The 26,922-nt window shown below is 55.5% G+C and carries 27 protein-coding genes and 1 tRNA gene; 2 read left to right on the top strand and 26 right to left on the bottom strand.

The features are described 5' to 3' along the window. Positions 1 to 12: 12 nt before the first annotated feature. The gene (locus tag TRESADRAFT_RS13650; RefSeq protein WP_002706430.1) at positions 13 to 882 is read right to left on the bottom strand and encodes a hypothetical protein; all 870 of its coding nucleotides are present in this window, start codon (positions 880 to 882) and stop codon (positions 13 to 15) included. Between the two features lie 8 nt (positions 883 to 890). Then, positions 891 to 1,532, bottom strand: a complete 642-nt coding sequence (locus TRESADRAFT_RS13645; protein ID WP_002706429.1) for a YwqG family protein — start codon at positions 1,530 to 1,532, stop codon at positions 891 to 893. Between the two features lie 102 nt (positions 1,533 to 1,634). Between TRESADRAFT_RS13645 and TRESADRAFT_RS13640 the strand changes: the two genes are divergently transcribed. Beyond that, a complete protein-coding gene (locus TRESADRAFT_RS13640) occupies positions 1,635 to 2,921 on the top strand; it encodes a glucose-1-phosphate adenylyltransferase (protein ID WP_002706428.1) in 1,287 nt (428 codons plus the stop codon). A 123-nt stretch (positions 2,922 to 3,044) separates the two neighbouring features. Beyond that, positions 3,045 to 3,536, top strand: coding sequence for a J domain-containing protein (locus tag TRESADRAFT_RS13635; protein ID WP_002706427.1), 492 nt, complete (start codon positions 3,045 to 3,047; stop codon positions 3,534 to 3,536). Between the two features lie 5 nt (positions 3,537 to 3,541). Here TRESADRAFT_RS13635 and TRESADRAFT_RS13630 read toward each other — a convergent pair whose 3' ends face one another. From TRESADRAFT_RS13630 to motB, 24 genes are all read right to left on the bottom strand, one after another. Continuing rightward, complete coding sequence (locus tag TRESADRAFT_RS13630) at positions 3,542 to 4,894, bottom strand: sigma-54-dependent transcriptional regulator (protein WP_002706425.1); 1,353 nt, start codon at positions 4,892 to 4,894, stop codon at positions 3,542 to 3,544. Positions 4,895 to 4,920: 26 nt separating this feature from the next. Next, positions 4,921 to 6,132, bottom strand: a complete 1,212-nt coding sequence (locus TRESADRAFT_RS13625) for a two-component system sensor histidine kinase NtrB (RefSeq protein WP_002706424.1) — start codon at positions 6,130 to 6,132, stop codon at positions 4,921 to 4,923. Further along, a complete protein-coding gene (locus TRESADRAFT_RS13620; protein WP_002706423.1) occupies positions 6,125 to 7,276 on the bottom strand; it encodes a DNA polymerase III, delta prime subunit in 1,152 nt (383 codons plus the stop codon). The genes TRESADRAFT_RS13625 and TRESADRAFT_RS13620 overlap by 8 nt, the downstream gene beginning before the upstream one ends. Continuing rightward, on the bottom strand, positions 7,273 to 7,755 hold the full coding sequence (locus tag TRESADRAFT_RS13615; RefSeq protein ID WP_002706422.1) for a CvpA family protein: 483 nt from the start codon (positions 7,753 to 7,755) through the stop codon (positions 7,273 to 7,275). Before TRESADRAFT_RS13615 ends, TRESADRAFT_RS13620 begins: the two co-directional genes overlap by 4 nt. Beyond that, positions 7,755 to 8,915: a UDP-N-acetylglucosamine--N-acetylmuramyl-(pentapeptide) pyrophosphoryl-undecaprenol N-acetylglucosamine transferase gene (locus tag TRESADRAFT_RS13610; RefSeq protein WP_141607426.1), complete on the bottom strand. Its 1,161-nt coding sequence runs from the start codon at positions 8,913 to 8,915 to the stop codon at positions 7,755 to 7,757. The genes TRESADRAFT_RS13615 and TRESADRAFT_RS13610 overlap by 1 nt, the downstream gene beginning before the upstream one ends. Before the next feature lie 120 nt (positions 8,916 to 9,035). Next, entirely contained in the window at positions 9,036 to 10,022 is a 987-nt protein-coding gene (locus TRESADRAFT_RS13605; protein WP_002706420.1) for a hypothetical protein, read from the bottom strand. A gap of 165 nt (positions 10,023 to 10,187) precedes the next feature. Then, a tRNA-Phe gene (locus tag TRESADRAFT_RS13600) sits at positions 10,188 to 10,260 on the bottom strand. Positions 10,261 to 10,329: 69 nt separating this feature from the next. Then, positions 10,330 to 11,019, bottom strand: coding sequence for an NADH-quinone oxidoreductase subunit E (locus tag TRESADRAFT_RS13595; protein WP_002706419.1), 690 nt, complete (start codon positions 11,017 to 11,019; stop codon positions 10,330 to 10,332). A 27-nt stretch (positions 11,020 to 11,046) separates the two neighbouring features. Next, positions 11,047 to 11,394, bottom strand: coding sequence for a hypothetical protein (locus TRESADRAFT_RS13590; protein ID WP_002706418.1), 348 nt, complete (start codon positions 11,392 to 11,394; stop codon positions 11,047 to 11,049). Then, positions 11,375 to 13,348 (bottom strand): FapA family protein, encoded by a 1,974-nt coding sequence (locus TRESADRAFT_RS13585; protein ID WP_002706417.1) that lies wholly within the window; start codon positions 13,346 to 13,348, stop codon positions 11,375 to 11,377. The genes TRESADRAFT_RS13590 and TRESADRAFT_RS13585 overlap by 20 nt, the downstream gene beginning before the upstream one ends. A gap of 69 nt (positions 13,349 to 13,417) precedes the next feature. Beyond that, on the bottom strand, positions 13,418 to 14,215 hold the full coding sequence (gene whiG, locus TRESADRAFT_RS13580; RefSeq protein ID WP_002706415.1) for an RNA polymerase sigma factor WhiG: 798 nt from the start codon (positions 14,213 to 14,215) through the stop codon (positions 13,418 to 13,420). A 13-nt stretch (positions 14,216 to 14,228) separates the two neighbouring features. Continuing rightward, complete coding sequence (locus TRESADRAFT_RS13575) at positions 14,229 to 14,783, bottom strand: hypothetical protein (protein ID WP_141607424.1); 555 nt, start codon at positions 14,781 to 14,783, stop codon at positions 14,229 to 14,231. Between the two features lie 279 nt (positions 14,784 to 15,062). Further along, entirely contained in the window at positions 15,063 to 15,905 is an 843-nt protein-coding gene (locus TRESADRAFT_RS13570; protein ID WP_002706413.1) for a MinD/ParA family protein, read from the bottom strand. 45 nt (positions 15,906 to 15,950) lie between these two features. After that, positions 15,951 to 17,246, bottom strand: a complete 1,296-nt coding sequence (locus tag TRESADRAFT_RS13565) for an AAA family ATPase (protein WP_002706412.1) — start codon at positions 17,244 to 17,246, stop codon at positions 15,951 to 15,953. Next, the gene (locus TRESADRAFT_RS13560) at positions 17,239 to 19,374 is read right to left on the bottom strand and encodes a flagellar biosynthesis protein FlhA (RefSeq protein WP_002706411.1); all 2,136 of its coding nucleotides are present in this window, start codon (positions 19,372 to 19,374) and stop codon (positions 17,239 to 17,241) included. Before TRESADRAFT_RS13560 ends, TRESADRAFT_RS13565 begins: the two co-directional genes overlap by 8 nt. A 61-nt stretch (positions 19,375 to 19,435) precedes the next feature. Beyond that, positions 19,436 to 20,560, bottom strand: coding sequence for a flagellar biosynthesis protein FlhB (gene flhB / locus TRESADRAFT_RS13555; protein WP_002706409.1), 1,125 nt, complete (start codon positions 20,558 to 20,560; stop codon positions 19,436 to 19,438). Further along, complete coding sequence (gene fliR, locus TRESADRAFT_RS13550; protein WP_002706407.1) at positions 20,557 to 21,378, bottom strand: flagellar biosynthetic protein FliR; 822 nt, start codon at positions 21,376 to 21,378, stop codon at positions 20,557 to 20,559. Before fliR ends, flhB begins: the two co-directional genes overlap by 4 nt. 11 nt (positions 21,379 to 21,389) lie before the next feature. Further along, positions 21,390 to 21,659 carry a flagellar biosynthesis protein FliQ gene (fliQ, locus tag TRESADRAFT_RS13545; protein WP_002706405.1) on the bottom strand — a complete coding sequence of 90 codons (270 nt, stop codon included), beginning with the start codon at positions 21,657 to 21,659 and terminating at the stop codon, positions 21,390 to 21,392. Between the two features lie 16 nt (positions 21,660 to 21,675). Continuing rightward, positions 21,676 to 22,518 (bottom strand): flagellar type III secretion system pore protein FliP, encoded by an 843-nt coding sequence (fliP, locus tag TRESADRAFT_RS13540; RefSeq protein ID WP_002706404.1) that lies wholly within the window; start codon positions 22,516 to 22,518, stop codon positions 21,676 to 21,678. After that, complete coding sequence (locus TRESADRAFT_RS13535; protein WP_002706403.1) at positions 22,515 to 23,147, bottom strand: FliO/MopB family protein; 633 nt, start codon at positions 23,145 to 23,147, stop codon at positions 22,515 to 22,517. The genes fliP and TRESADRAFT_RS13535 overlap by 4 nt, the downstream gene beginning before the upstream one ends. 204 nt (positions 23,148 to 23,351) lie before the next feature. Then, positions 23,352 to 24,515 (bottom strand): flagellar motor switch protein FliN, encoded by a 1,164-nt coding sequence (fliN, locus tag TRESADRAFT_RS13530; protein ID WP_002706402.1) that lies wholly within the window; start codon positions 24,513 to 24,515, stop codon positions 23,352 to 23,354. Beyond that, positions 24,512 to 25,558, bottom strand: coding sequence for a flagellar motor switch protein FliM (gene fliM / locus TRESADRAFT_RS13525; RefSeq protein ID WP_002706401.1), 1,047 nt, complete (start codon positions 25,556 to 25,558; stop codon positions 24,512 to 24,514). The genes fliN and fliM overlap by 4 nt, the downstream gene beginning before the upstream one ends. Positions 25,559 to 25,581: 23 nt before the next feature. After that, on the bottom strand, positions 25,582 to 26,127 hold the full coding sequence (locus tag TRESADRAFT_RS13520; RefSeq protein ID WP_002706400.1) for a flagellar basal body-associated FliL family protein: 546 nt from the start codon (positions 26,125 to 26,127) through the stop codon (positions 25,582 to 25,584). A 48-nt stretch (positions 26,128 to 26,175) separates the two neighbouring features. Further along, the gene (motB, locus tag TRESADRAFT_RS13515) at positions 26,176 to 26,919 is read right to left on the bottom strand and encodes a flagellar motor protein MotB (RefSeq protein WP_002706399.1); all 744 of its coding nucleotides are present in this window, start codon (positions 26,917 to 26,919) and stop codon (positions 26,176 to 26,178) included. Between the last annotated feature and the right edge of the window lie 3 nt (positions 26,920 to 26,922).

Below are 26,922 nucleotides of genomic sequence, written 5' to 3'. Positions count from 1 at the left end.
TATTGGAGGGAATCATCTGTCGTCCGCCTCCTTCGCGTCCTCGGGAATATCCTCGTCGATGCCGACGCGGTTCCTGTTGTGCGCGAAAAGGGAAATCCCCTTCCCGTTCAGCTCCCTCATGGCGTCGAGCTCGGCAGTCCCGAGCCCGAGCGAGGCCGCCTTGTCGATGCACGCGGCCGACTCGGACGCGTTCCCCATCTCGAAATACAGCTGCGACAGGAACTGGTACGCGAGGTACTTCTCCCCGTCCGCCTCAGCCCCCTCGACGGCAGCCTTGTAGCACCGCTCGCTCTTCTTCCTGCTCCCGAACGGAGGCGGGGCGTAGAAATACCAGTTCCCGAGGCTCACGTTCGCGAGCGTCATCTTCGGCGACAGCGCCACGGCGCCCTCATACCATGCCTTGACGCGAAGCCCGTAGAGGAGAGTTGCGGGGATGGAGCGCGTCATGTAATACGAGGTGATGTCGCCGCAATACAGGTAGAGCCAGCTGCTGATTTCCGCCCCGGACTTGAGCCGCTCCTCAAGGCACGCGACGTTCCGCGACATCTGGCTTTTCATCAGCTTGCGGAGCGCATCCCTGTTCTTCGCGGCGAGGAGATGCTCATGCCGCTCGACGAGATACATGCTCCGCAATATGCACGTCTCCTGCTCCATGTCCGCGGCTTTTCCCAAAAGCCCGCCGAGAGCCTCGTCCTCCGCCGCCGAAATTATTGCGACGGCTTCGGAATCGCTCGAAGTGCTCCTGATTCTCACGCGAAGGTCCATGAATTCGCCGATTTTCCCTTTCGTGTACGGCGAAATCGCCTCTGCGGAGGAAAGCGAGCGGGAAACGGAGAAGAGCAGGAAAAAAACGGCCAGTCGAAAAAAAAGGCGTCGGCGCATACACACTCCTAGCAGCAGTCCCAATTGTAGAGCACGTCGGAGAAATTCCCTGCACGGAGATTTTCCTCGCCGATGAAGAAAGCCCCCGTACCGCAGTCGCCCCACATTATCGCGCCGTCAACGGAATCGAGCTGGAGGAGGACGGAGCCGTAGCGGGAAAGAAGCTTCCCCCGGCGCGGGTCATCACCCGTGAATTCGGCATCGACGAGGATTCCGCTGCCGCCGCACGGACGGGAATTGCGGAAAACCGTGAGCGCCCGCTCCTCGAGCACGGGAGTCGGAAAACCGCATGAAGCCGTTCCGCACGGGATGCCGGAAGCCGACAGCGACGCGCGCGTAACGGACGGGTCAACAGACAGATGCCTGACGACGCGGAACCCGGACTGGACGGTCTGCGCCTCGGGCGAGGAGAAGTCGGCCCCGTAGCTTCCGCCCTCCGCGGAAATGAAGAACTGGAGCAGCCCGCCGCCGGGAATCTCGTCGACGGGAAAATCCGACAAATTCACCTGCGCGAGGAGAATCATCATCGAGCCGGCGCAATCGCGCGGATACTCATCGACGGAATGGGAATCCCAATACGGCACCCCGCCAAGTTTCGAGCCGCACAGAGACGGCTCCCTTCCAAAATCGACGGCAATCCTGTAGGCCATCCGCCGCGCCTCCATAATATTAAAATAATTTGCAATCTCAAACGTTCAGAGTTATGATTTTAAAGCTTAACGAAAAAGAACATTTAATGAAAGGAGAAAAAAATGGCAGAAAAAAACGAACCTCGCGTGCTCGCAATCATCCTCGGAGGAGGAAAGGGAACGAGGCTTTATCCGCTGACGCAAGTAAGGTCGAAACCGGCGGTTCCGTTCGGGGGAAAATACAGGATTGTCGACATTCCCATCTCAAACTGCATAAATTCAGGATACAGGAAAATATACCTTCTGACGCAGTTCAACTCGGCGTCGCTCCACCACCACATAACGAATTCGTACAACTTCGACCGGTTCTCGAAGGGATTCGTCGAGATACTCGCCGCCGAGCAGACGCTCGAGCACTCGGGATGGTTCGAGGGAACGGCGGACGCGGTACGGAAGAACATGAGCCATTTCCGCTCGCAGAAACCGACCCACTACATCATCCTTTCGGGAGACCAGCTCTACCGCATGGACCTCAAGGCGTTCATGGACAGCCACATAAAGAGCGGCGCGGACATCACGATTGCGACCACGGCAGTAAACAGGCGCGACGCCTCGGGCTTCGGCATCATGCAGATTGACAAGGACAGGCGGATAACGGCGTTCCAAGAGAAGCCCGCAAAGGACAAGGACATCTCCGACTGGAAGATTCCCGAATCGTCGCGCGGGGACTTGCCCCCGGAAAAGGAATATCTGGCTTCGATGGGAATCTACATCTTCAACGCGGAGGCGATGGAGGAGGCGCTCAACAACGAGTACACCGACTTCGGAAAAGAGATAATCCCGATGTCGATAAAGACGAAGAAGGTCAACTCGTACATATTCGACGGATATTGGGAGGACATCGGAACGATACGCTCGTTCTACGAGGCGACGCTGGCGCTCACGAACTACGACCCGGAGTTCGATTTCTACGACGCGGAAAAGCCAATCTACACGCACATGCGCTTTCTCCCGACATCGAAAATCAACGACGCGCTCATCGAGAACAGCCTCACCTCCGAGGGATGCATCATCTCCAAGGCGAAGCTCAAGAGGTCGGTCGTCGGAGTCCGCTCGATACTCGAGGTCGGAACAGACCTTGACGGCGTCGTCATGATGGGAGCCGACTGGTACGAGACGAAGGAGCAGAAGGAGAAAAACGAGAAGGAGGGACGCCCGAACCTCGGAATCGGAAAAAACTGCAAGATTGCGCAGACCATTATCGACAAAAACGCCGCAATCGGAGACAATTGCAGAATCAACGTCGACGGAAACAAATACCCGGACGGTGACCACGGTCTCTTCTACAGCGCTGACGGAATAATCGTCATCAGGAAAGGCTCCGTCATACCGGCAGGAACAGTAATCTGACGACAAAACGAAAAAGGACATGCCCGCCTTCGGCTTCCGGAAAAGCATGGAGCCGGAGGCGGGCATTTTTTATTCCGCCTGCAAGAAACAGGTTTTACCCCACGGAGCAGTTCACAACCTGATATGGATTTCTACGAAAAATTCGGCGATTTGCTCAGCGAGGCCATCGCCAAATCCGAAAGAGGCCCCGAAAGGGAGCAGAAGGAAGAAGACCCGACGGTAACGAGGCTCAGCTCGGATGACAAGGCAAAGGCAAAGTCGTTCAGCTTCGCGCAGTTTGCCGGCGGCGCCGGGAGCGCCAAGACAAAGGCGCGGGCGTTCGATTTCGCGCAGTTCGCGAAGATGGCGCAGGAGGCGGCGAAGACGGAGCCGCGGGTGCAGATATACAAATTCTCGCAGCTCGTAATCCCGCAGAACGTCCTGACGGCGCTCAACACGCTCGGAATCCCGACGAACGCGGACTTCGACGAGGCGAAGAAGATTTACAGGGAAAAACTGCTCTACTACCACCCCGACAAATGGCAGAACACGCCGTACCTTGAGCAGGCGAAATCGAACACGCTCACGATAAACAACGCATGGGAAATCGTCGAGTGGTGGTTCGTCGCCAGATGACCGAATCAGTCGTCGAGCCCGTACTCGGAAAGCTTCCGGTGGAGCGTTTTCCGCCCGATTCCGAGGATGTCCGCCGTCTTCGACTTGTTTCCCTTGTTCGCGGCGAGGTTCTGCTCTATCACAATCCGCTCCGCCTCGGAAAGGGTGATGCCGAGCGGAATCGACATGACGGATGACGAAGACGCGCGGCTCACCGTCGGCGGAAGGTCGTCGACGGTAATCTCGTCGCCCGATGCCATGACGACTGAGCTTTCGACGCAATGCTCAAGCTCCCTGATATTTCCGGGCCAGTCGTACTTGTATATCGCCGTCCGCGCGCGCGAATCGAATCCTTTTATCGACTTGTTGTTGTCCTTGTTGAATTTGGTGAGGAACGAATTCATAAGGAGCGGAATGTCGTCCTTCCGTTCCCGGAGCGGCGGAACCTCAATCCGTATACCGTTCAGGCGGAAGAACAAATCCTCGCGGAACCGCCCGGCTTTCACCTCCTCCTCAAGGTTCCTGTTCGTCGCCGCGATGATGCGGACATCGACCTCAATCGTCTGCTCCCCGCCCACGCGCTCGAATTTCCGTTCCTGAAGGACGCGGAGGAGCTTCACCTGCACGCTCTGGCTTATCTCGCCAATCTCGTCGAGGAAAATAGTCCCGCCGTGCGCGAGCTCGAATTTCCCCTTGTGGAGGCTCTCGGCTCCCGTGAACGCGCCCTTCTCGTGGCCGAAAAGCTCGCTCTCGAGAAGGCTCTCGCTCAACGCCGCGCAATGGACGGTTATGAGGGCGTTGTCGTGCCGCGCCGAAAGGCTGTGGATGGCGTTGGCGACGACGTTCTTTCCGACGCCGCTCTCGCCAGTAATGAGGACGCTTATCCGCGCATCGGCAACTTTCCGGACGAGCATCATCACGCGCTGCATCGCCGCGCTCTTGCCGACGACGGAATCGACACCGCGCTCCGAGCTGACCTCGCTCAGAAGCTGCTGGTGCTTGAGGCTCAGCTCGCGCCCCTCAAGCGCGCGCTTGACAATCATCTCAAGCTGCTCAAGGTTGAGCGGCTTCGTCAGGAAATCGTACGCGCCGTCATGCATCGCCTGGACAGCGGCATCGATTGAGCCGTGCCCAGTAAGGACGATTACGGGAATTCCCGGAGTCTCCGCCGTCACGTGGCGAAGGACGTCCTCGCCCGAGACGCCCCCCGGCATCCTGAGGTCCGTTATCACGAGGTCGATATCGCCCCGCGAAATCTGCCCAAGCGCATCCCGCCCGTTCTCGGCAAGGCGCACCGCGTAACCGTCCATCTCGAAGTCCGCCGCAAGCCCCTCACGGATGTTCTTCTCGTCGTCAACAATCAGAATCGTGAATTTCATTCATACCCCACAAAAAAAGGAAGCCGTCATTCCGCCTTATACGACAGGAGACGCTTGTCCTTCTGGGGAACGGGAAGCGTCACGACGAACTCCGTCCCCTCCCCCTGAACCGAATCGACGCGTATGTCGCCGCCGAATTCCTTGATTATCTTGTAGACCATCGCCATCCCGAGCCCCGTCCCGTCCGCCTTCGTCGTGAAGTACGGCTCGAAGACGCGCGCGCATGTCTCGCCGTCCATGCCGCAGCCGTTGTCGGAGAAGCGCACGACGAACGAATCCCCGTCGCATGTTGTCGATACGCCGAACAGCCCGCCATGACCGTCGGGAAAGCGGGAATTTATCGCCGAAATAGCGTTCTGCGCCATATTGACGAAAATCTCGCGGAAAAGCTTCCCGTCAAGCAGAATCCGCGGGCATTTCTCGCAGAACTCCGTCCTCACGCCAATACCGCTCGCGCTGAATTCCGGGGCGAAGAACGAGACGAATTCGGAGAGGAGCGCGTTCGGCTCGGAAAGCTCCATCCGCACGGAAAGCGGCCGCACCGCCATCAGAAAATCGACGACGATTTTGTTGAGCCGCTCAATCTCCGAATTCACGACGTCGAGGTAATCCTCGGCGAATTTCGGGTCGGGAAGCATCCCGTCGCCGGCGCGCTTCTTCCGTATCGCTTTCTGCATGAGCTGTATGTGAATCGAAATCGCCCCGAGCGGATTCTTAATCTCGTGCGCGACGCTTGCGGCAACGTTCGTGAGGCTCGCCAAAGACTCCATCCGGTGCAGGAGAATCTCCTGGTTCCTGCGCTCGGTGACGTCGTCGATGCGCACAATCGAGCCTATCAGGCCGTCGCGCGCGTCCGTTATGAACGGGGAAATCGAGACGACAACGAACCTGACGGAACCGCCCGGCGTCGTCATCGTGAATTCGTCGCTCACGTTCGTCCTGCCGCTTCCGATGTTGTCGCGAAGGAACGTGGAGACGCCCTTATCCGTCACGCAGTCCCAGACGGGAAGCCCGTCCATCTTCTGCACGAACGGGACGAACCGCTCCGCCGCCTTGTTGACCATGAGGACGCGGAACGAATTCCGCTGGCAGTCGACAATCACAAGCCCCGTCCCAACGGACTGGAAAACCGACTCCATCATGTCTATCTTTCCGCACGACTCCTCGAGCACCTCGCGCACCTGCGGAAGGGTAAGCTTGTCGAGCTTCCGCGCGAGCCTCCTTGATATCTCAGCCATCCGAACCTCCGTCATAAGGCCTCATTATGCGCTGCACGAGCGACAGTTCCTTCGTGAGGTGCTCTATCGCCGCGAGCGGAGACTGGTTGTAGACAGACACCGCATTCCAGCACTCCCTGACGCAGCGCGCGTTCTCGAACGCGACCGCGGAAAGGCGCGGAGAGCGGGCGAAATTCCCGCACGAATCCATTATCCCCTTGAGGAACATGCTGAAAAGAAAACGCGGCTTGAATTTCGCGCACGAGTCGACGACGGACGACGCCGACGGAATCTGCCCCGCGCAGACTGCCCCGTAATACCGCGACGCGATTTCCCTGACCGCGGAAGGCGCGACGGGCAGGAACGAGCGTACGTAATCGGCGATGCCCGTCATCCCCTCGACGCCGAACACCGACGACAGAATCTCAGACTCGACGGAAGCAGCCCTCTCAGTGAACTGGTACGTCCTCACCCGGGAAAGTATCGTCTGCATCACCGCCCCCCTGTTCGACGTCGTAAGGATGAAAAGCACATCGCGCGGCGGCTCCTCGAGAATCTTCAGGAGAGAATTCCGCGCGGACTCGAGCATCAGCTCCGCGTTCTCGATTACGACGACTTTCTTCGTGAAATTCGGCCTGTCATGCGCCCATGATGCCATGTTGCGAATCTGGTCAATCGGAACGGACTCGTAGAGGAAATCCCCCTCGAGCTTCTCGCACGACTTCAGTATCGAGGCGCAGAGCTTTCCGATTTTCTCCGGGTCGCTCTGGCTTTTCAGCGCGCCGACGTCGCCGTCCAGCTCCTCGAGGACCTGCGCGAATTTCTTGGCGCTGTCGTCGCCGTCCCAAAGCACCTGGGAGAACCGCAGCGAGAGCTTTCTCACGGAATCGAGGAATAGCGAAAGCGATTCCCCTCCCGGAGACGACTCAAGGCGGCGCGCGAACGCGGCAATCTCAAGGCAGCAGTCGCGGTGCCCCAAAAGAAGAAAATCCGGGCTTCCCTGCCAGAACGAACGCCCCCCGAACATCGCGTCCGCGACGTCAAGCGCGGCGGTGAGCTTCCCCGAGAACTCCTTCCCGGAAAAAAGAAGCGCGCCCGGAAGGCTTCCGCCATGCAAATCAGAAAGGACGAGCTCGTAGGCGTCCTGGGCCAGGACTTTGCTCATTTCACAATCCTCGACGACACGAATTCGACCGACGGGCTGAGGGCGGGACGAAGGAACTGCCAGAGCCCGGAATTATCGACGAGGCGCGAGACATCGGCCCACGGCTGCGCGTTGAGGATTATCAGGACGGAACAGACTATAATCATCCCCTCGAAAAATCCGAAGAAGAAGCCGAGCGCATGGTTCAGGCTTCCGAGAATCTCGCCCTTCAAGAAACCGCCGAGTATTATCTGAACGATTTTCACCAGAAGGAAGACACCAGCAAATATAAGCATGAAGGCGAGAATGTAGTCGAGGATAGGGAAATCGACGGTCTTCCTGATATACGGGGAGAGAAGCCCGCAAAAATACACGCCGAACACGACGCCGAGTATGACGGCAAGCTTTCCGAACACTTCCTTGAGAAGCCCGTTGCGCGCGGCAGAAACCGCGAAGTAAAAAACGACGACGGCCAATATTACGTCGAGAAGAGAAATCATCAAAGCCCTGCCTCCTCCAAAATCATCTCGGCAATCCGCCGAGCGGGTCTTTTTCCGTCAACCATCGTCCCGAGCGAAAGGGAGCGGCTCGCCTCGGCGGCTTTCGCGCGTTTTTCCGCGTCCAGCATCGACGAAAGAGCCGTCCTCAAATGCTCCGAATCGGCGTCATCCCCAAGAAGAACCTCCGCAGCCCCGCGCTCGGAGAAGAACCGCGCGTTATCGACCTGGTCGCCCCTCGTGCCCGAGCCGCACAGCGGGACAAGGACGAGCGGCTTCCCAAGAACGGCGCATTCCCATATCGAATTCGCCCCGGCGCGCGAGAGAACGACATCGGCGGCGGAAATCACGTCGCGCATCTCTTTGTAGATGAAGGGATAGAGGAAATACCCGTCGCGGCCGCGCGGCATCGATTCGGCATCCTTCGCGCCGCACTGGTGCACGACGTTGAACCGCTCGCAAAGCCAACCGAGATTTTCGGCGACAAGCGAATTGAGCTGGTGAGCGCCGAGGCTTCCCCCGAGCACGAGAAGAATCGGCTTTCCGGCGTCCAGCTTCCCGTCCTTCGAGATGAATTCCCTTCCGTTCTTTGCGTTCTCCGCTTCGTCCCCTTCATAGAAAACGGGGCGGACAGGATTTCCCGTCGCGACGGCGCGCCCCCTAAGCCGGGCGCCCAAAAATTCCTTCGTCTGCTCATAGGAAACGAGAATCCGCGACGCAAAACGCGAATTTATCCGCGTCGCAAGCCCCGGCGTGAAATCGCACTCGTGCGTCAGGACGGGGATTCCGAGAACAGACGCCGCAACGCACGGGGGAACGCTCACAAAACCGCCCTTCGAGAACAGGACGTCCGGGCGCATCCGGACCATGCGGAAGAACGAGGCGACGAACCCCGCGCCGATTTTGAACACGTCCAGAACATTCCTGAACGAGAAATACCTGCGGAGCTTTCCGCTCGGGATTCCTATGAACGTATCGACGGAGCCTGATTTTTCGACGAGATTCCTGTCCATCCCCGACGAATTCCCGAACCAGTCGAGCTCGACGGGAATGCCTTTCTCGGAAGCCAGGACGCGCAGCTCGTCGGCAATCGCCAGCCCCGGATAGATATGACCGCCGGTTCCGCCACCGGCAAACGCTATTTTCAATGACCTTTTACCCATGAGTGTCATTATGACACACTTGGAGATTTCGCTCAATTCCGCGGGGCATTTCCGCGCACGCAAAAAAAATGGCGGCAAAAAAGCCGCCATCAAGCCAAACCGCATATCGCGCGGGAAGAATCAGAGTTTTGCCCTGAAGCTGAACGCGCCGCTCCAAAGCCCCGAGTCGCCAAGATTCCTGAGGTCAGCCGAAACGGAGAGAGTCGCCTGAAGCACGAGGAAATTCACGCCGACACCGGCAAAAACCTGCGGCTGGATTCCGCCAAAATCGAACGCATCCGACTTGTACGAACCGCTTCCCTTAGTCTCGACTGTTTTTCCGAGCAGGCTCGCAGCTGCCTTAATCTGGCTCGCATAGCTTCCCTTGTATTCCCAGTCATACGTGTTGTCGTATTTTGAGACGAGCCCGCGAAGACCGAGGAACGGCGTAAAAAGGAGGAAGCTCTTCGAGACCTGAACCTGACCGTAAAGCGTATGGACCTTGTAATCGATTGTCGCCGAGCCGTTGTCGGAGCTTGCCCCGAAGGTTCCCTGATTGTAGAAATACCCCGCGCCGACAGACAATTTCGGGAAAATAAGACCGCCCTCGAGGAGCGCATAGCGGACATCCGCGCCGATTGTGAAGAAATCGACGCTCAAATCGCTGCCGAAAACAGACGTGTCAATCGTCCCCGTTTTCATGACCGCGATATCGACATCGAACGGCAGAAGGACGCCGCCCACGCGAAGGTCCGCGGTGAAGCACGGGAAATAATAGCTGTCCTCGATGTTGTCGATTCCGAGCGCCGAAGCCGCCTCCGCAAGGCCGCTCGTGTCGATATGCGTGAGCGCCATGTTGACGCCGCCTCCGAAATGGGGCGGGACAGACGGAAACGACTTTCCGATATACGCGTCGGCCCAGACGTTCTGCTGCGTCGCCGCCTGCGGAATGGAAATCGCAAGCTGCTCGGCAAAATCGCCAAGCCCGGGATTAATCGTATCCGCTATGTAATTGGGATTCTCCGCAAGTTTTGTCCCCAGCGTAGTGAAGTCAAGCCCTGCAGCGAATGCACCCGCAGACATGAAGAAAACGGCGGACGATGCCGCCAATGTCTTTAAAATTTTCATAATTCCTCCGTTTTTATTCTTGTCCTGTCCTGAAAACAAGGGCTACCATGCCCAGAATAGATGGAATGTATTATAGACGCACAGTAATGAAAAGGCAATCGCGCGAAAAAGCCCGGCTCCACAAGCTGAAAAACAAAAAACCCTCGCAATGCGAGGGTTTTTATCTGCCACCGGTTGGAATCGGACCAACGACACATGGATTTTCAGTCCATTGCTCTACCAACTGAGCTACAGCGGCGAAGTGATTGATACTATATAGATTTCCGAAAAAAGTGTCAACAGGAAAAACGATTTTATTCAAAAAAAATCAGAAATTCATGTCGATTATCAGCTGAACCTCGGTAGTCGAGGAATCAAGCTCCTTCGCAATCGTCTCGACATCGAATCCCTGCGCGAAAAGGTTGCGGACTTTGTCGGAAAAAGCCTCCTTCGGGCGGATTGGCGTTTCCGCGAACGAAACGGACGGCATGGAGCGCGCCTGCTGCGCCTGCACCCCCGCATTTTCCGCGGGCTGGGACAGAGGCGGCTCATGCGCCGCGGCAGGCTGAACCTCCCCCGAATTCTTTACGTAATGCTCGACGGGATTTCTCGCCTGAGAAAAATACTTTACATCTGGAGTTTCATCGGCGGGAGGATTTTCCTCACGGGCATCCTCAACAGGAGGACGACGAGAAGGAGCAGCCGGAACCTCCTCGCGCTCGCCGCGTATGACCTGCATAAAATCAGATGCCTGGCTTTTCTGGGAAAGCTCGGAATTCAGGACGGCAATGCGCTTCTCGGCCTCCGACACAAGCCGTTCCGCCTCGCGCATCTTGCTGTCGAGCAGATTGAGGTCCTTCGCGGTGTTCCTGTTCACGTCGTCTATCATCCTGTTCAACTCCTCGCGCGCGGACGCGATTATCCCGTCCGTGGAAAAAAGCTTCCTGAACTTTTTGATGAGGACAATCCACATGAACACATTGAAAAAACAAATCAGAACAGGCAAAAACAATCCCATCTCAATCTCCAAAAACGGAAAAACGCGCTAAGAAACGATGTTCACGTGATTTCCGAGGTATGTCTCGCGAATCTCGGTCTCCTTCTTGTCCAGCGACTCGCCGTCGCCGGAATCGCCGTCGTCCTTGCCGGAAGAGCCCCCGCCCGGCTGGGCGTCGCCTCCCCTGCGTTTTCCGTCCTTGCCGACAATCATCGTTTTCGATTCGTTGTCGGCGGCCTTCGAGACGGTCTTCGATTTTTCAAGATTCTGCTGCACGACCTTCGCTTCCTGGAGCTGCTGCGATAGGCGCTCCCCGTTCTGCTGGTCGGAGGCGACTTTCGCGAGATGCCCCATCTGCGCGTAGATGGTCTGCAAATCAATTGGAGCTATAGCCATCAGGTCCCTTCAAATCGTCGAGGTTCGGCTGCTCATACTTGCTGCGCTTTACGAATCTGCTTTCCAAATCGTAATAGAACATGACATTCTTCACGTCGGAGCGAACCTCGTCTTTTTCCTCGCGAATGAATATCTTTACGCCGGTATAGACATTGCCGGAAGCGTAGACGCGCCCGACATTCTTCAGCTCGCGGTTACGCTCGGCAATCTGCGCAAGCTCCTCGTTGTAAAGGCGGCTTTCCTCGATAATCTTGTTCTTCTCATCGACGAGATTGTTGAGAAGCGCTTCCTTGTCCTTGGGAAGAGACTTTCGTATCTGCTTCTGCTGCTCGAGGTTGTTGAGGTTGAGGTCGATATCCTCGAGCTTCCTCATGTTCGCGTTGTTCAGGTCGTTGAGCTCCTGGCTGCGGAGCTTGAGTTTTGGGTCGACACCGACGGAAAGCACAGTCTCAGCGCCGCTTGCGCCGATGTTCTTCGCGACGATCGCCTCGGTCGCAAAAAGAACGCCGCCCGCAATCTGGGCCTTCTTTCCGGTAAGGACGATTTTTTTCTGCGCGGAAACCTTGCTGTTCATTATTGATTCCTGCACGATGACGTTCTTGTCAACCTTAATCTCGGTGCTCTCGATGAACTTCGCCCACAAGCTGCCCTTGCATTCCACGACGCCCTCGTCGCGCCCGATGATTCCCTGGGAAACGATGATGTCGCCGCCCGAAACAAGATGGCAATTCCCGACGTTTCCGGAAACCTCGATGTTGCCGCTCGCATCGACAGAGAACCCGTCCTCGACGTTCCCCTTGACGATGACCGTTCCGAGGAATTTGATGTTTCCGCCGGTCTTGAGGTTTACGCCCGCGACTTCCATGACAGGCTGCACGCAGACCCTTCCGCTGTCGAGGACGACCTGGCCGTTCACCGCCGCTATTATCGAAAGCCCGTCCTCGCCGACCTTGACGTTCTTTCCGACGGGAAGCGATATGTCCTTTCCATCCGTAGCGTCGAGATAATTCGCCATGAGCGTCTTTCCCGGAACGCCCTTCTCGGCGGGATGCTTCACGGCAAGAACCGTCCCCTCGACGACATTCTGGATGAGATTGAGCTCCTTGAAGTCTATCTGACCCGTATCGGATTCCGTCGCTTTTATCTTCGAGCGGTCCGTCTCGAATTTGTATTCTATATAAGCATCCTTTCCATTCTGGGGAGGACGCCCCTCCGCGACGACGACAGGCGCATTGTATATCGGCGAATCTACAAGCGCCGAAATTTTCTCGCGCGAGATTCCCTGAAGGACGCCCTGCGACTCGACGGCTTTCTCAATCTGGTCCGCGCTAATGTCTGCGCCGCCCATCGACGGCGGCGATATCGTAGCGGTCGCGGTCATCTCGTTGTCGGCAACATCGATTACGAAAAGCGCGTCGTTCGCTGGAACATGCTGGTAGCTTCCGATTTTCACGTATTGCTCATCGGTACCCGCCGCCGCGAATTCCTTGACGGCTCCCTCGTCGAAATCGAGCGTATCCGGGCGCTTCAAATCGTTGAGAATCTCGTTCGCATTCACGCTCGCCCCTCCGTTCTGGGGAAGGACGACCTTGAGGAATATATCCGAAGCGAAACGATGGATGAAATAGACTCCGTCCTTCGCGAGATTCTCCTCCTGAACGACGGCACCGTTCTCGCCGCCCTCCCCGCCAGCGACGGCGGCAACTTTTTTGACGATCGTATCGGGATTCTGATATATTTTGAGCACCCACGGCTTCTTCGCGATTCCAGCGACGCCCTTGAAACCTTTCTCGACAATCTCGTACTCAAGGTTGCCGACCTTCGTCTCGAACTGGACCGCCGCATCAGCCAACGCCTCCTCAACGGTGTCGGCACGAACCTCGACGCTCTGGATTCCCTTGTCAATCTCAAGCTGTCTCGCCATGTCCTTTTTTATAGTGTCAAGATTTATCATACCAACTCCTCGAACAGTCCGGAACGACGGCCCCAGACGGCAAACATACCGCCCGAGCCCCGTCGGCTATCAGAAAATTCCCTTCCTGAAATTAGTCAGCTTCGCGCGCAAGTGCACATTCGCGTTGGAATGAAGCTGGGAAATGCGGGACTCGGAAACGTCGAGTACCTGCCCGATTTCCTTGAACGTCAAATCCTCATGATAATAAAGGACGATAACCATCTTCTCCTTCTCGGGAAGCTCGTTTATCGCCTGTATTATGACCTTGCGAATTTCCTCGCGCTCGACCTGCACGTCCGGGTTGAGGCTCTGCGGGGACTCTATGCTGTCGCCGATCGAGACGTGATCGCTGTCGTCCCCGGAATACCAGACATCGTTGAGCGAAAGGACGCTCGTGCCGCTGATTTTCATCACGGTGTGCTGATATTCCTCCTCCGTTATGTTCATTTCCTTCGCGATTTCAGCATCCGTCGCGGGACGGGAAAGTTTCGCCTCAAGCTCGCTTATGATGTCCTCTATCTCGCGGGTCTTCTGGCGCACGGAGCGCGGAACCCAATCGAGCTGCCTCATCTCATCGAAAATAGCACCCCTGATTCTCGTGACCGCGTACGTCTTGAATTTCACCTTCTTCGTCAAATCGTACTTGTTTATCGCGTCGAGAAGACCAAACTGCCCGAACCCTACCAGGTCGTCGAATTCCATGCTGGCGGGAAGCCCGACAGAGACTTTACCAGCCACATACTTCACAAGAGGCATGTATTTACGGATTATCTTGTCTCGCAAAGTCGAGGATTTGCTTTTCGAAAATTCCTTCCAAAGTTCGTCTTCTTCTTCATCGTTTATAATCTGTGGCTTTGCAACATCCATTTATCACACCTTTTTAATTGTTATCGTTGGACATGGCAGTCCGAATGGCCATCGCCATCAATTTCGCATCCTGCTCACCAGAACCTCCCGCCGGGCTTCCTCCGGAAGAGGTCGTTCCTGATGAAAATGAGGTATCTGAAGCGCCGTACCCGGAATTGTCATCCATACCAGACTCCGAAACGCTTATATCGCCGAGGTCGGGAAGCTCGTCAAGGCCCCCGGACACATCGCCCTGACGCGGGGACGAGCCAGACGGCTGCGACAGTGCGCTTCCATCAGAAGCGGCGACGCCTCCGAGCGGAACGGGCTTGAAGGCAGGAGGCTCCTCGACCGCAGGCGAATCATCACGCTCCGCGTGGACGGGATGCGACGGCGCAGGCTCTGCCTCGGACGGGGATTCTATGCCGAGCGTCTTCCTGTTGTTCTCCACGGAGAATTTCGGCGCGTTCGACTCGTCTGGAAGCGGATCCTCATCAACCGTTATGTTGACGATTCCGCCCGCCGCCGGTGAGGAAGCGGAACTCGCCTCGCCTTCCCCCGTGACGGAAAGAAATTTCTTGAAAATCAAGGATATGACTATTGAAAGGGCAGCGAAAACAAGGGCAAACAAGCAGGCCCTTATAATGCTATGGAAGAATCCTACTCTGCATATAAGTCCGATCAAAAAAGACAGACAAAAACCTATCGCCGCGAAAACGGCCGTGAATCTCGGACTTACCATCACCCCTCCTGTAAATAACTCCGACCATTTCAGATTAAGATAAAAAAAACGTTAGGTCAAGTTTTTACTTTCCGAAGGCTATTCCCCACGGAAAAAGCCGCAGAAAGCAAAAACTCGCTCCTTCGCCTAATTTTTCCGAAGGAATTTCTTCAGGAATGAGGACACCCCGTCGGAATTTCCGAGGTCGGATTTTTCTATTCTTCCTATTATCTGGCGAATGCACTGGGCAGGCTTGGACGTCGGGTTTATGACCATAAAAGGCTTCTGCCTGATTACCGACGCCTGAACGGAGCTGTCTTCGTAGATGCACCCTATGTAATCGACCTTGTACCCGAGGAACTGCGAGACGATGCTCACGATTCTCTCGGAGACGCGCTTTCCTTCCTCCGCCGAATGAACGCGGTTGACAATGAGCTTTATGTTCACGTCGCGGTCGATATGCTCGGTCGTTATTATCTTTATGATTCCGTAAGCATCCGTTATGGCGGTAGGCTCCGGCGTCGTCACGACGCAAACCTCGTCGGCGGCGGCGACAAACTGGAGGACGTTGTTCGCGATTCCCGCGCCGGTGTCGATTATTATTATGTCGACGTTGCTCAGCTGGCTGAACTGGTCCGCGAAATAGTCGAGCTCCTCGACGTCGAGGTTCGCTATCTTCGAGAAGCCGTTCGCGCCCGCGATGAACTTGAACCCGAACTCCGTGTCGGTGACGATTTCGTGCATCTTCTTCTGGTGGTTCACGACCTGCATCAAATTGTATTGGGGAACGACGTTCAGGAGGACGTTTATGTTCGCCAGCCCGAGGTCACCGTCGATGAGGATGACCTTCTTCCCCTGCTGTGCATATCCAATCGCCATATTTATGGCGATGTTCGTCTTTCCGACACCGCCTTTTCCACTTGTTACCGCGATGATTCTCGTCTTGTGGCTCGACATCAACTCGCGAAGTTCCTGCGCCTGATCTTCCATATCTGCTATCCTATGTTATTAGATTCCCTTATATTCGATTATCGACTACTGGTTTTTATTCTCTGAGAAAATTTCCTCAATGTGCTCCCTGTCTATCTTGAAATCGTTGAGGAATTTCAAGCATTCGACGACGGAAGCCCTCTTTATCTCGCGTGGGACTTTCTGCCCGTCAGCGATATACGCGATAGGCTTGTTTTTCTCCGCAAGCACGCTCAGCACGTTCCCGAAAGCGTTCGTCTCATCCCATTTCGTTATGATTACGGAGTCGTAGTTGAACTGCTCGTACACCTGGATTATAGAAAGCAAATCCCGCGCCTTGACCGAGGCAGTTATCGTAAGGTAGACATCCTTGCTCATGCCGGGAATGCCGAGAATCTCGCGCATCTTGCCGATATTTGCGAAATCGTTCGGGCTGTATCCGGGCGTGTCGATGAAAAGCACGTCGAGGTCTTCCTTATACATGTCGAATATTTTCTTCACGTCCGCGGCGTTCTGCGCCTTCTCGACGGGGATGCTCATTATCGTGCCGAAGCGCTCGAGCTGCTCCTCCGCGCCGACCCTCGTGTGGTCGATTGTTATCATGCGGATTGAAGGCTTGGGCTGGTTCTTGTTCTTCGCCTCGACGAGAATCGAGCCGGCAAGCTTCGCGATTGTCGTCGTCTTGCCGACGCCCGTCGGCCCGACAAGCACAATCACGTGCGGCGGCTTCATCGGAAGCTTCGGATATATGGAAATCGACTTTCCAATCCAGTCGACGACGGTCCGCTGCACGAAATCGAAATCGTCCAGCGACTCCATCGGAAGCTCGGCGCGAAGCCTGTTCGTGATTCCGTTTATGTACGACAGCGTGAATTCATTCTGCACGAGCAAATCCTCGATTTTCTGCACCGAAGGATGCTTCCCTGACGACGAGTTCGCGACGGCGAAATCCTTGAGCTTGGAATCGAACGACTCCTTCAGCTCCTCAAGCTGCTTGTTTATGTTCGCGAGCTGCGTAAAAGACTGCGAATTTCCGCCCGAAACTTTGTTGATGAAATCCTGCTTGTTCTGCTCGAACGCCTCCCTCGACGTGAGGGGACGGGGCTTGAGCACGTACTTCACGTCGCAAACCTCGCGCTGCCCTATGCCAAGAAAACCTCCCTTGAGGTACGTCCTGCAACCGATTATCTCGTAGCTGTTCCCGTATTCCTTGAACAGCTTCTGCTCGCATTCCTCTCTGGATTTTCCCGTCATGATTTTTGCGGTGTTCATGATAGTTTTCATCGCGTCGGCGAAAGAATTCTGCGGCAGCCTGCCGAGAGGATTCGTCCCGCTTCCATCGTCAAATCCATCGTTATACATTTATCTCTCCAAGAATCTCCAAATTGATGTTGTTCCCCGCAGCCATAATCTCGTTTATTGAAAGAACCGCGATGCCGGGAATCTCCCGCTCTATCGAGGAATGGACGAGCTGCCTGACCTCACCGGCGCACATTATGATGGGAAGATAGCTCCTCTCGCGGACGGCGGCTATCGATGCGCTGACGGAATTTATCCATTTTCTGCCGTCAACGGGGTCAAACGCCACGAACGGCTCGCTTCCGTCGTTCATGTCAACCTTATGCTGCAGGATTTTCTCCGACGTCGACTGGGAAAGCTGGAGAACGCTGAGCTTCCTGTCGGCATCGACGTACTGGAGGCATATCTGGAGCCCCAGCGCCTCGCGCACCTTCTCGATGAGAACCCACGGATTGTGCGGGAACATGCCGTAGTTCGCGAGCGTCTCGAGAATCGCGACGATATTCCTGATTGAAACCTGCTCCCGGAGAAGCCCCTGAAGGACCTTCTCAATCTCTCCAATCGTGTATTTATACGTCGTGAGGACCTCATCGACGACGACGGAATTCGTCTCCTTGATTTTGTTGATGATTGAGGAGACCTCCTGCCTGCCGAGAATGTCGGCCGCATGCGTCCTTATTATCTCGGTAAGATGTGTCGCGACGATAGTCGGCGGGTCTACGACGGCATAGCCAGCGCGCTCAGCATCCCCGCGCTGGTCCTCGGAAATCCATATGGCAGGAACGCCGAACGTCGGATCGACGGTCTTCTCGCCGTGAATCTCGTTGCCCGGCGCTACCGTTCCAGTGTTCATGCACATATAGAACCCGGGCTTTATCTTGCTGCGCCCAGCCTCGATTCCCCTGATTTTGAAGCAGTACTCGTTCGCGTCGAGCGTCATGTTGTCCACAATCCGTATTTTCGGGATGACGAGCCCGAGGTCAAGGGCAGCCTCGCGCCGTATTCTTTTCACGCGCTCAAGAAGCTCCGCGCCCTTCTGCTTGTCGACGAGCGGCAGGAGGGCAAGCCCGAGCTCAAGCGACAAATCGTCGAGCGGGACGACGGGGCTGACTTCCTCGCTCGACGAACCTGCGGCGCCGCCAGCCCGTTCCTTCGCCGCCTTCTCCTCCTCAAGCTTCTTCGCGAACGAAATCTTCTTCATCTTCATAAGCTTGTAGCCGCTGAAAATGAAGAGCGCGCCTATCGCGAAAAGTATGAGGTGCGGGAAATTCGGGATGAACCCCATGAGCGCGAGGGTCACGCCCGTAATGACATAGACCTGGCCGCTCGCCGTAAACTGCTTCTTGAGCTGGTCGCCGAGGAATTCGTCGGACGAATTTCCCGTCACGAGAAGACCGGTCGCGAACGACAGCAGAAGCGACGGAAGCTGGCCGAGAAGGCCGTCGCCAATCGTGAGGCGGGAATACACGCCCGCGGCGTCGGGGACATCCATTCCTCCGATTGCGACGCCCGTTATGATTCCCGCGATAAGGTCGATTACGGTTATGAAAATCGCCGCCTTGACGTTTCCGCTGACGAATTTCGAGGCACCGTCCATCGCCGAATAGAAGTCGATGTCGCGCTGTATAGACGCCTTCTTGTCGCGCGCCTGCTCGTCCGTTATGTATCCCGAAGAAAGCTCCGAATCGACGGCGAAGAATTTGTTGTTCATTGCGTCGAGCGAGAACCTCGCGGCAACCTCCGACACGCGCGTCGCGCCCTTCGTTATCACGATTACCTGAATGACGATAAGGATTATGAAGATGACCATTCCTATGACGAGACCGGTCATCGGGTCCTTCGAGCTTCCCGTGACGATTGACGAGAAAGCCTTGAGCATCTGCGCCGGGAAATTCCCGTATCCCGTCCTGAACGCCGTGCTGAGGATGAGCCTCGTGGAGCAGACGTTCAGCGCCAGCCCGAACAGCGTCGCGAACAGTATCACGCGCGGAAATGACGAGAAGTCGGACGATTTCGGCGTGTAGAGCACGACAAGGAGGATGACCACGGAAAGGGATATGTTCCCAATCATGAGGACATCAAGGAAAATTCCGGGAACCGGAATCAGAAGCATGAGAATCACGAGAATCGCGGCAGCCGCGACCACATGATTCTGGATATTGTTGAAATAATTGCTCAAACGGCTCGCCATTCTTCCCACCCGAATCTTAACGAACTTTTTTTATTTTCCCGACTCCGTGCGGAGCCTGTTTTTATGATTTCCGGCCGTTCATATAAACGACCTGAGTATAAATCGTCGCAATAGCAGTGAAATACTCAACAGGAATTATATCACCGACTTCCGTTTGTGAATAGAGAGCACGCGCGAGCGGCTTGTTCTCGACAATCGGAACCGCATTGTCCCGCGCAATCGATCGAATCCGCAGCGCGACCTCGTCGGCTCCCTTCGCCATCACCTGCGGCGCGTCGGAGACGTCCTTGTCGTAAAGCAGCGCGACCGCGAAATGCGTCGGGTTCGCGATTACGACATCGCTCTTCGCGACCATCTGCGGCATGTTCCGCTGCAAAAGCTCCCGCTGCGCCTGGTCGAGCCTCGCCTTGACCTCCGGGTCGCCCTCCATCTCCTTGTATTCCTGCTTGACCTCCTGCTTCGTCATCTTCATGCTCTCAATGAACTGCTTCTTCTGGACGAAATAGTCGGGAACCGCAATCGCGAGGAATATGACGGAGCACGCGACGAGAATCTTGGCGGCGGAAACGGCGACCCTGCCGACAGCCGCCAAAATGTCGTGCGCGTTGATGAATTCGAGGAAGGTCTTCATGTCGGAGCGTATTATGATGAACGCGACGACCGATACAACCGCAACCTTGAAGAAAGACTTCACTATGTTGAAGCCCCCCTCGAACGAGAAAAGCGTTTTCTTGAGATACTGCCCGATTCGGGGGGAAACCTTCGAGAACTGCGGCTCGATGGGCTTCGTCGAGAATATGAACCCCTTGTTCTGCACGATGTTGGCAAGGACTCCCGCCACGATTCCCGCGGCGGCCATCGGGAGCGTCATTTTCGCCAGCGCGACGACGAAACCGACGTAAAACTGCTTCTGGAACGGATAGTCCGTCGCGCTCCGCGAAAAATAGAACGACAAGACCTCGAGGCACCCGTTCATGATGAACCTGCCGCTGACAATCAGGATGACGACCGTCACGAACATGACGAGCGATCCGGCAAGCTCGGGGCTTTTCGCGACGCGCCCCTCCTCGCGGGCCTTCTTGAGCTTGTACTCGGAAGGCTCCTCGGTGCGCCCCTCGTCCTCCGCCGCGAACCACTGCAGGTCGACAGCGGCAATGTCATCAAGCAATCCGTCACGAGCAATCACGAGCCGCCTCCTTCAGACACCGCGGAAAAAAGCCTGCCGATTTCCCCGAATCCGTCGACGAACGAATGCGTGAAGAATTCGCACAGCTGCGGAAGAATCGCAAGGATTATGAAGAAGGAAAGCAGAATCATTATCGGGAATCCCTCGGAAAGCAGGTTCATCTGCGGCGCCGCCTTCGACAGGATTCCCATCGTGACCGTCACGAGGGAAAGCGTCCCCATTATCGGAAGCGCGATGACGAACGCGTCGGAAAAAAGGCGCGTCAGACCGCCGAGGACGAACCTGACAATCCGCTCCCGCTCCGCCACGAGGGAGAGCGCGTTCAGCGACTCGAAGCTCGATGAAAGCGCGGATGAGAAAACCTGCTGCGCCCATCCGCTCTGCAGGAATATCAGCATCGCGACGAAATTGAAGAACTGCCCCATAAGCGGGTTCTCCACCTGGTTCAGCGCATCATACACCTCGGACGCGCTGAATCCCATCTGGAACGAAAAAAACTGTCCCGCAGAACTGAACGCGGAGAAAATGATGTGGACGAACAGCCCCATCAGGACGCCGATGATGCCCTCCCCGACAAGGAGGATGACGTATTCGATGGAGAATTCGGAATCGCCGAACCTGTTCAGGGAAACGAACGGGGCGTAAGGGGAAAAATCGACGCGCGGAAAAACGAGATACGCCACATATCCGGCAAGCGCGACCTTCACGATGCGCGAGAAGGCGCGGGAGGAGAAAAGCGGAAGCACCATTATAAAAGCGAAGCACCTGACCGCAACGAGAAAATAGAACGGGGCGTTCGCGACTATCCTGCTCACCATCTGCGAAACCGTCAGCGCGCGAGACCCGGAATCATGGAGAACAGCTCGAGCGTCCATTCCTTCATCACGGAGAACATCCAGCCGCCGAGAATCGCGATGACAAGCAGGATGACGACCATCTTCGGAAGGAACGTCAGCGTCTGCTCCTGAATCGAAGTCGTCGCCTGAAAAATCGCCACGATAAGGCCGATGAGGAGGGCCGCCCCCAAAACCGGCGCGCACAGCATCAGGACGCGTAGGATTCCGCCCTGCATAAGATTCATTATGAGACCGACGCTCATAGCCAACCTCCGAAAATCACCTTATAACCGAAACGAAAAGCTGCTGTGTCAGAAGCCCCCATCCGTCGACGAGGACGAACAGCATAAGCTTGAACGGCATAGAAATCTGCACCGGAGGAAGCATCATCATGCCCATGCTCATCAAGATGCTCGCCACGACCATGTCTATCACGATGAACGGAATATAAAGGAAGATTCCTATCTTGAACGCGACAGTCAGCTCGTGGAGTATGTACGCGGGGATGATGACGTAGGTCGGAACCTCGGAAAGGTTCGCCGGCGCGGGAAGCTTTGCCATCGACATAAAACGCGCGATGCACCTGTCGCCGTCCTTACCCTTCATCTGCCCGTACATGAAAATCCTGAGCGGCGCCTCGGCCTCCTTGTACGCCTGCTCGATGGATATCGTCCCGTCTGAAAGCGGCTTGAGCGACTTGTCGTACATCTGCTGGAAAACCGGCCACATCACGAATACCGTCATGAAAAGCGCGACGCCGTTGAGCACGGCCGTCGGCGGAACCTGCTGCAAAGAAAGCGCCCGCTTGATGAAGTCGAGGACAATCGAGAACCTCAGGAAGCTCGTCGTGAGAATCAGGATGCTCGGCGCAAGCGTCAGCACCGTAAGGAGGAGCAGGAGTTGGACGGAGAACGCGACCTGATTGCCGCTTTGAGGCTGCGTTATGCTCAGGCCGATGTTCGGGACGGCAAGCCCCTGCACGGTATTCTCCATCTCCATCGTCCCGTTCCTGTTGAAGGACGACTGAGACGAGGACGGAAGCGCGCACAGCGCAAAAACGAGCGCGGCAAAAGCAACCCGCGGAAAACGCCTGCGGAAAAAATCAGTGAAAAAATTTCTCATCGTCCCTCTCCGTTGCCGTCGTTGAAACGCTCCCGCTGCTTCCTCAAAACGCTTGCCGCGGAATCAGCGCTCCCGAACACGTTCCCCGAATTCGGCCCCTTAGCCATGAATATATCGAGCACGTCCGAGAATGTTCGGGGGCGGCTCGTCCTGTCGTTCTTGTCGGCGTAGACATTCATCGAATCCACGATATCCTTGTCGGAAATCTGCGCAATCATGTTCACGGAATTGTCCGTCACGCCGAGGATGTAGGCGTTGTCGAGGAGCGTCACAATCTGCACGGATTTTCCCGCGCCGAGCGAAACCTGCGATACTTTCCTGAGAAACGGATCGGACGAGGCAGAGGCGCCGGAACTTCTCTTCATAAGGAAGAAAACGCCGTACGCGCAGGCAAGCACAATCAGAAGGACGACGAGCATCTTGACGAACGCCAGGATTGTCGGGACGACAGACGAGCCTGAGGACGGCTGCGACGAATCGTCACCCGCGCCAATCAATATGGAAGACTCATCCGAGGAAAGAGAAATCGCGGCGGACTGCGGCTCATCCTGAACGGAATCCTGCGCAAAAGAATACGACGGAGCGAAAAGCACCATCACAAGGAAAAATTTCAGCAGAAATCTATACATTTTCCCACCCATTTTATAAAGCGACGGCAAAATGCGCTTCCCGCGCGCCGAACATTGCGTCGCATTTTTAAACGGCGCCAACCAGAGCGGAAGACGACGATAAAGACAATTATAAAAAAAAACGGCATCCGCAAAAACCCCTTTTCACAGATGCCGAAACGATTTCTTAAAAAAAATCAAAAAAAACTGCCATAGAACGACACATCAATGGACGTCGCTGACGCGCTCCATCGGGGAGAGAATCTCCGTGACGCGCACGCCGAAGTTCTCGTCGATGACCACGACCTCGCCCTTTGCAATCGGCTTGTGGTTGACGAGAATATCAACCGGCTCACCGGCAAGCTTGTCAAGCTCGATGATGGTGCCCTCGCCCATTCCGAGAATCTCCCGAATCTGCTTCTTCGTACGTCCGAGCTCTACCGTCATCTCCATGAAGACATCCATGATGAGACCGATATTGCCCTGCTCGCCCGTTCCCATATTTCCCTGAAGGTTCGGATACTGGACGGACTGAACGTTCGGCGGGGTTATCCCCATCTGTCCCATGCCGCCCATCATCGGCTGCTGCATTCCCGCCATCGGGTTCATTCCCATCATCGGCTGCTGCATTCCGCCCATCGGGTTCATTCCCATCATCGGCTGCTGCATCCCCGCCATCGGGTTCATTCCCATCATCGGCTGCTGCATTCCTCCCATCTGGTTCATGCCGCCCATCATCGGCTGCTGCGCATTCGCTGCGGGGGCGCTGTTCTTCGACTCACCGCCACCCAAAGCCGACGCGAGACCGCTGGCAACGTTCGACGAAATAACCTCGTACAGCTCGTACGTGCCGCCATCAATTGTGAGGACATACGTCACGAGAGCAAACACGCCTTCCGGCATGCGGACAGTCGCCTTGAGACCGTTGTTCACGTTCGGCGGGTCAGACGCAAGGCCGGCGACCTTTGAACCGATATCCGTAATCTCAGCGCCGGCGATGTTCCCCATTATTTCCTGTATCATCGCGCCGACATCATCGCTGTAGCTGTCAGCGCCCGCTATTTTCTGTGCAAATTCAGGAGAAATGAAGAATGAATGCTCGCCGGTAAGCCCCGCGTTGAAGTCAGCGTACACGGAAACGACATCGTCGGTGAGCTTGCTCAGCATGGGATCCCTTGTCATCGACTCAACGGCAACAGACGAAATCTCGAAATTCTTTCCTGATGTTCCGTTTATGTTGTTCAGGACTTTCGCCTTGACCCCATCGAAGAATTTCTGGAGAGTGTCTGTATCGATTTTCACGTCGGACGAGCCGAAACTGTCCACGCTGACTGCGCCGCCAAGCAATGCGTCGATTTCGTCCTGAGAAATTGTGCTTCCATCACTCATAATGATTCATCTCCTTCTACAGACAACTCTTCAAAATCATCAGAATCGCCTTGATCTATTTTTGAAATAACCTGAACAGCCATTTTCTTTCCGACGATACCCGGCTGACAGTAGAATTTCCGCTGGTTGCCGACGCTCAGCGTCAGAGGATCGCCGACTTTCGTGTTCGACAACCTGACGACGTCACCGGCCTGAAGCGCAAGGACATCGCGTATGGGAAGTTTTATGCTGCCAATCTCGGCGACGACGTCCATATCCACATCGGAAAGCTTTTCCTTAAGCGTCGCAAGATACTGCGTCGTGGAACTGCGCCTGACAGAGCTGAACCAGAACTGCGACGACAGCTTCGAGATTATGGGCTCTATAGTGAGGTACGGAATACAGAAGTTGAGCATTCCCTCCTCATCGCCGACTTTTGTCTCCAGCGTCACGAGGACGACCATCTCCGTCGGAGGAACAATCTGCGCGAACTGAGGATTCGTCTCAATCTGCCCGAGCCTCGGCCTCAAATCGATAACCTGCGTCCACGCCTCGCGCATGTTCGCAAGGATGCGGACGATTATTCCTTCCATTACCGACTGCTCTATATCCGTAAGGTCACGCCCGGTCGCCTTCTTGTCTCCGGCACCCGTGCCGCCGAACAAACGGTCGATTATGCTGAACGTGATTGACGGGTCGATTTCGAGTATCGCGTTTCCCTTCAACGGATCCATGTTTATTACGGCAAGCGTAGTCGGCGTAGGGATGGAGCGGATAAACTCCTCGTACGTCAACTGGTCAACCGATGCGACATGAACATGGACAAGCGAACGGAGCTGAGCGGAAAGACTCGTCGTAGTCAGTCGGGCAAACGTTTCGTGCATAATAGAAACGGTTCGTATCTGCTCCTTAGAGAATTTATCGGGACGCTTGAAATCGTAGATTTTTATCTTGCGCGTCTCTTTTTCAGGTTTAAATTCATCTTGTATGGAATCGCCGCCGCCGCCATTCGTCATGGTGTTCAACAGCTGGTCGATTTCATCCTGTGACAGAACTTCGTTCATGCCTTCCACCCTTCTTTGACTTTTTAATTGTTCCTTATTACGTCCAACTGCATAAACCTGACGTCCTTTATCTTCGAACCGCTCAGGATGCTGTCGTTGATGGCGTTGCGAATCTCAATCTTGAGGGTCTCCTCGTCGCTCGGATTCAGCTCGTCCACGGATTTCTGCGTGAAATAACGGCGGAGGTAATCCTTGAGCTCGACAGTCCTCTGCGTTATTTCCGTTGACGTCGCCTTGTTGTCCTTCTTGTAGCCGAGAACGACGTCGACAACGACCGATGCGGGCGTCTCGTCGCTCGTCTTCGTTCTTATGGAACCGAGCGACTGGTACCAGTCGAGGACTTCCTTTGAAGGAGCGTATTCCTCCGTAGTCGGAACAGCCGCCGTACCGGACTTCTCCAACCCCATTATATGGACGGTCACGACGACAATCGTGACGATAAGGATGACCGCGCCAAGGCCGATTGCAATCCACTTCAAGAGACCGGGAAGAAGACCTCCCTTTCCATTGGAAGTCGCAGCTACTGCTTCTCCATCCATTCCGACATCATCTTCATTATTTTCTGCCATATATTCCCCCCATTTTAATTTTTTTTTGAGCGCAGCGCAGAATGCGCATCAAAAATGCCCCTCGTCCAGAATCACGATATCAACCCTGCGGTTGTAAGCCTGCCCTTCCCTCGTGTCGTTCGAGAACAACGGACGGGTATCGGCATATCCGGCTATCGAGAATTTCTTCTCGTCGACACCGAAATCGGCAAGATAGTGAAGGACGTTGGACGCGCGGGCGGCCGACAATTCCCAGCTCGACGGAAATATGCTATCCGAAGGAACAGGCGTGTTGTCAGTATGCCCCTCTATCCTAAATCTTCGGTTTTCAAGTTCGGAATCTTGAAAAAATTTAGACAATTTTATCAGGACGTCGCGTGTCTCGTTTATGTCGAGTTCCGCGCTTCCAGGTTCGAAGAAAGCGTCGGACGCGAGCGTTATGACAAGACCGCGCTCGTCGCTGGAAACCGTAATCTTTGCCGAATGAATCTCCGGCGCGAAAAGGCTTACCGCCTTCTTCTTGGCAAGCCCGAGCGTTTTTCCGTTCTCGGTCGCAGGAAGGCTGTTTATCGTGTTGCCGAGGTCGGCAAGCTTTCCGGCGGAGAGAGACTGGCCGCCCGTCGTCGAATTCGAATCGACAGCATCGGTCTGTATGTCCAACGCCGACTGCATCTGCGAAAGCACCGTCACGTCCACTTCCGTCGGGTCGTACAACATGACGAAGAAGCAGAGCATGAGCGTAATCATGTCTCCGTAGGTGCCTTGCCAGGCGGTTGACGGTTTCTCAGGTTCTTTCTTTTCCTTTTTAGCCATCTG

Source organism: Treponema saccharophilum DSM 2985 (assembly GCF_000255555.1).
Classification (GTDB): domain Bacteria; phylum Spirochaetota; class Spirochaetia; order Treponematales; family Treponemataceae; genus Treponema_D; species Treponema_D saccharophilum.
Note: the sequence above shows the minus strand (reverse complement) of the source record. Positions and strands in the feature narration are given on the sequence as shown.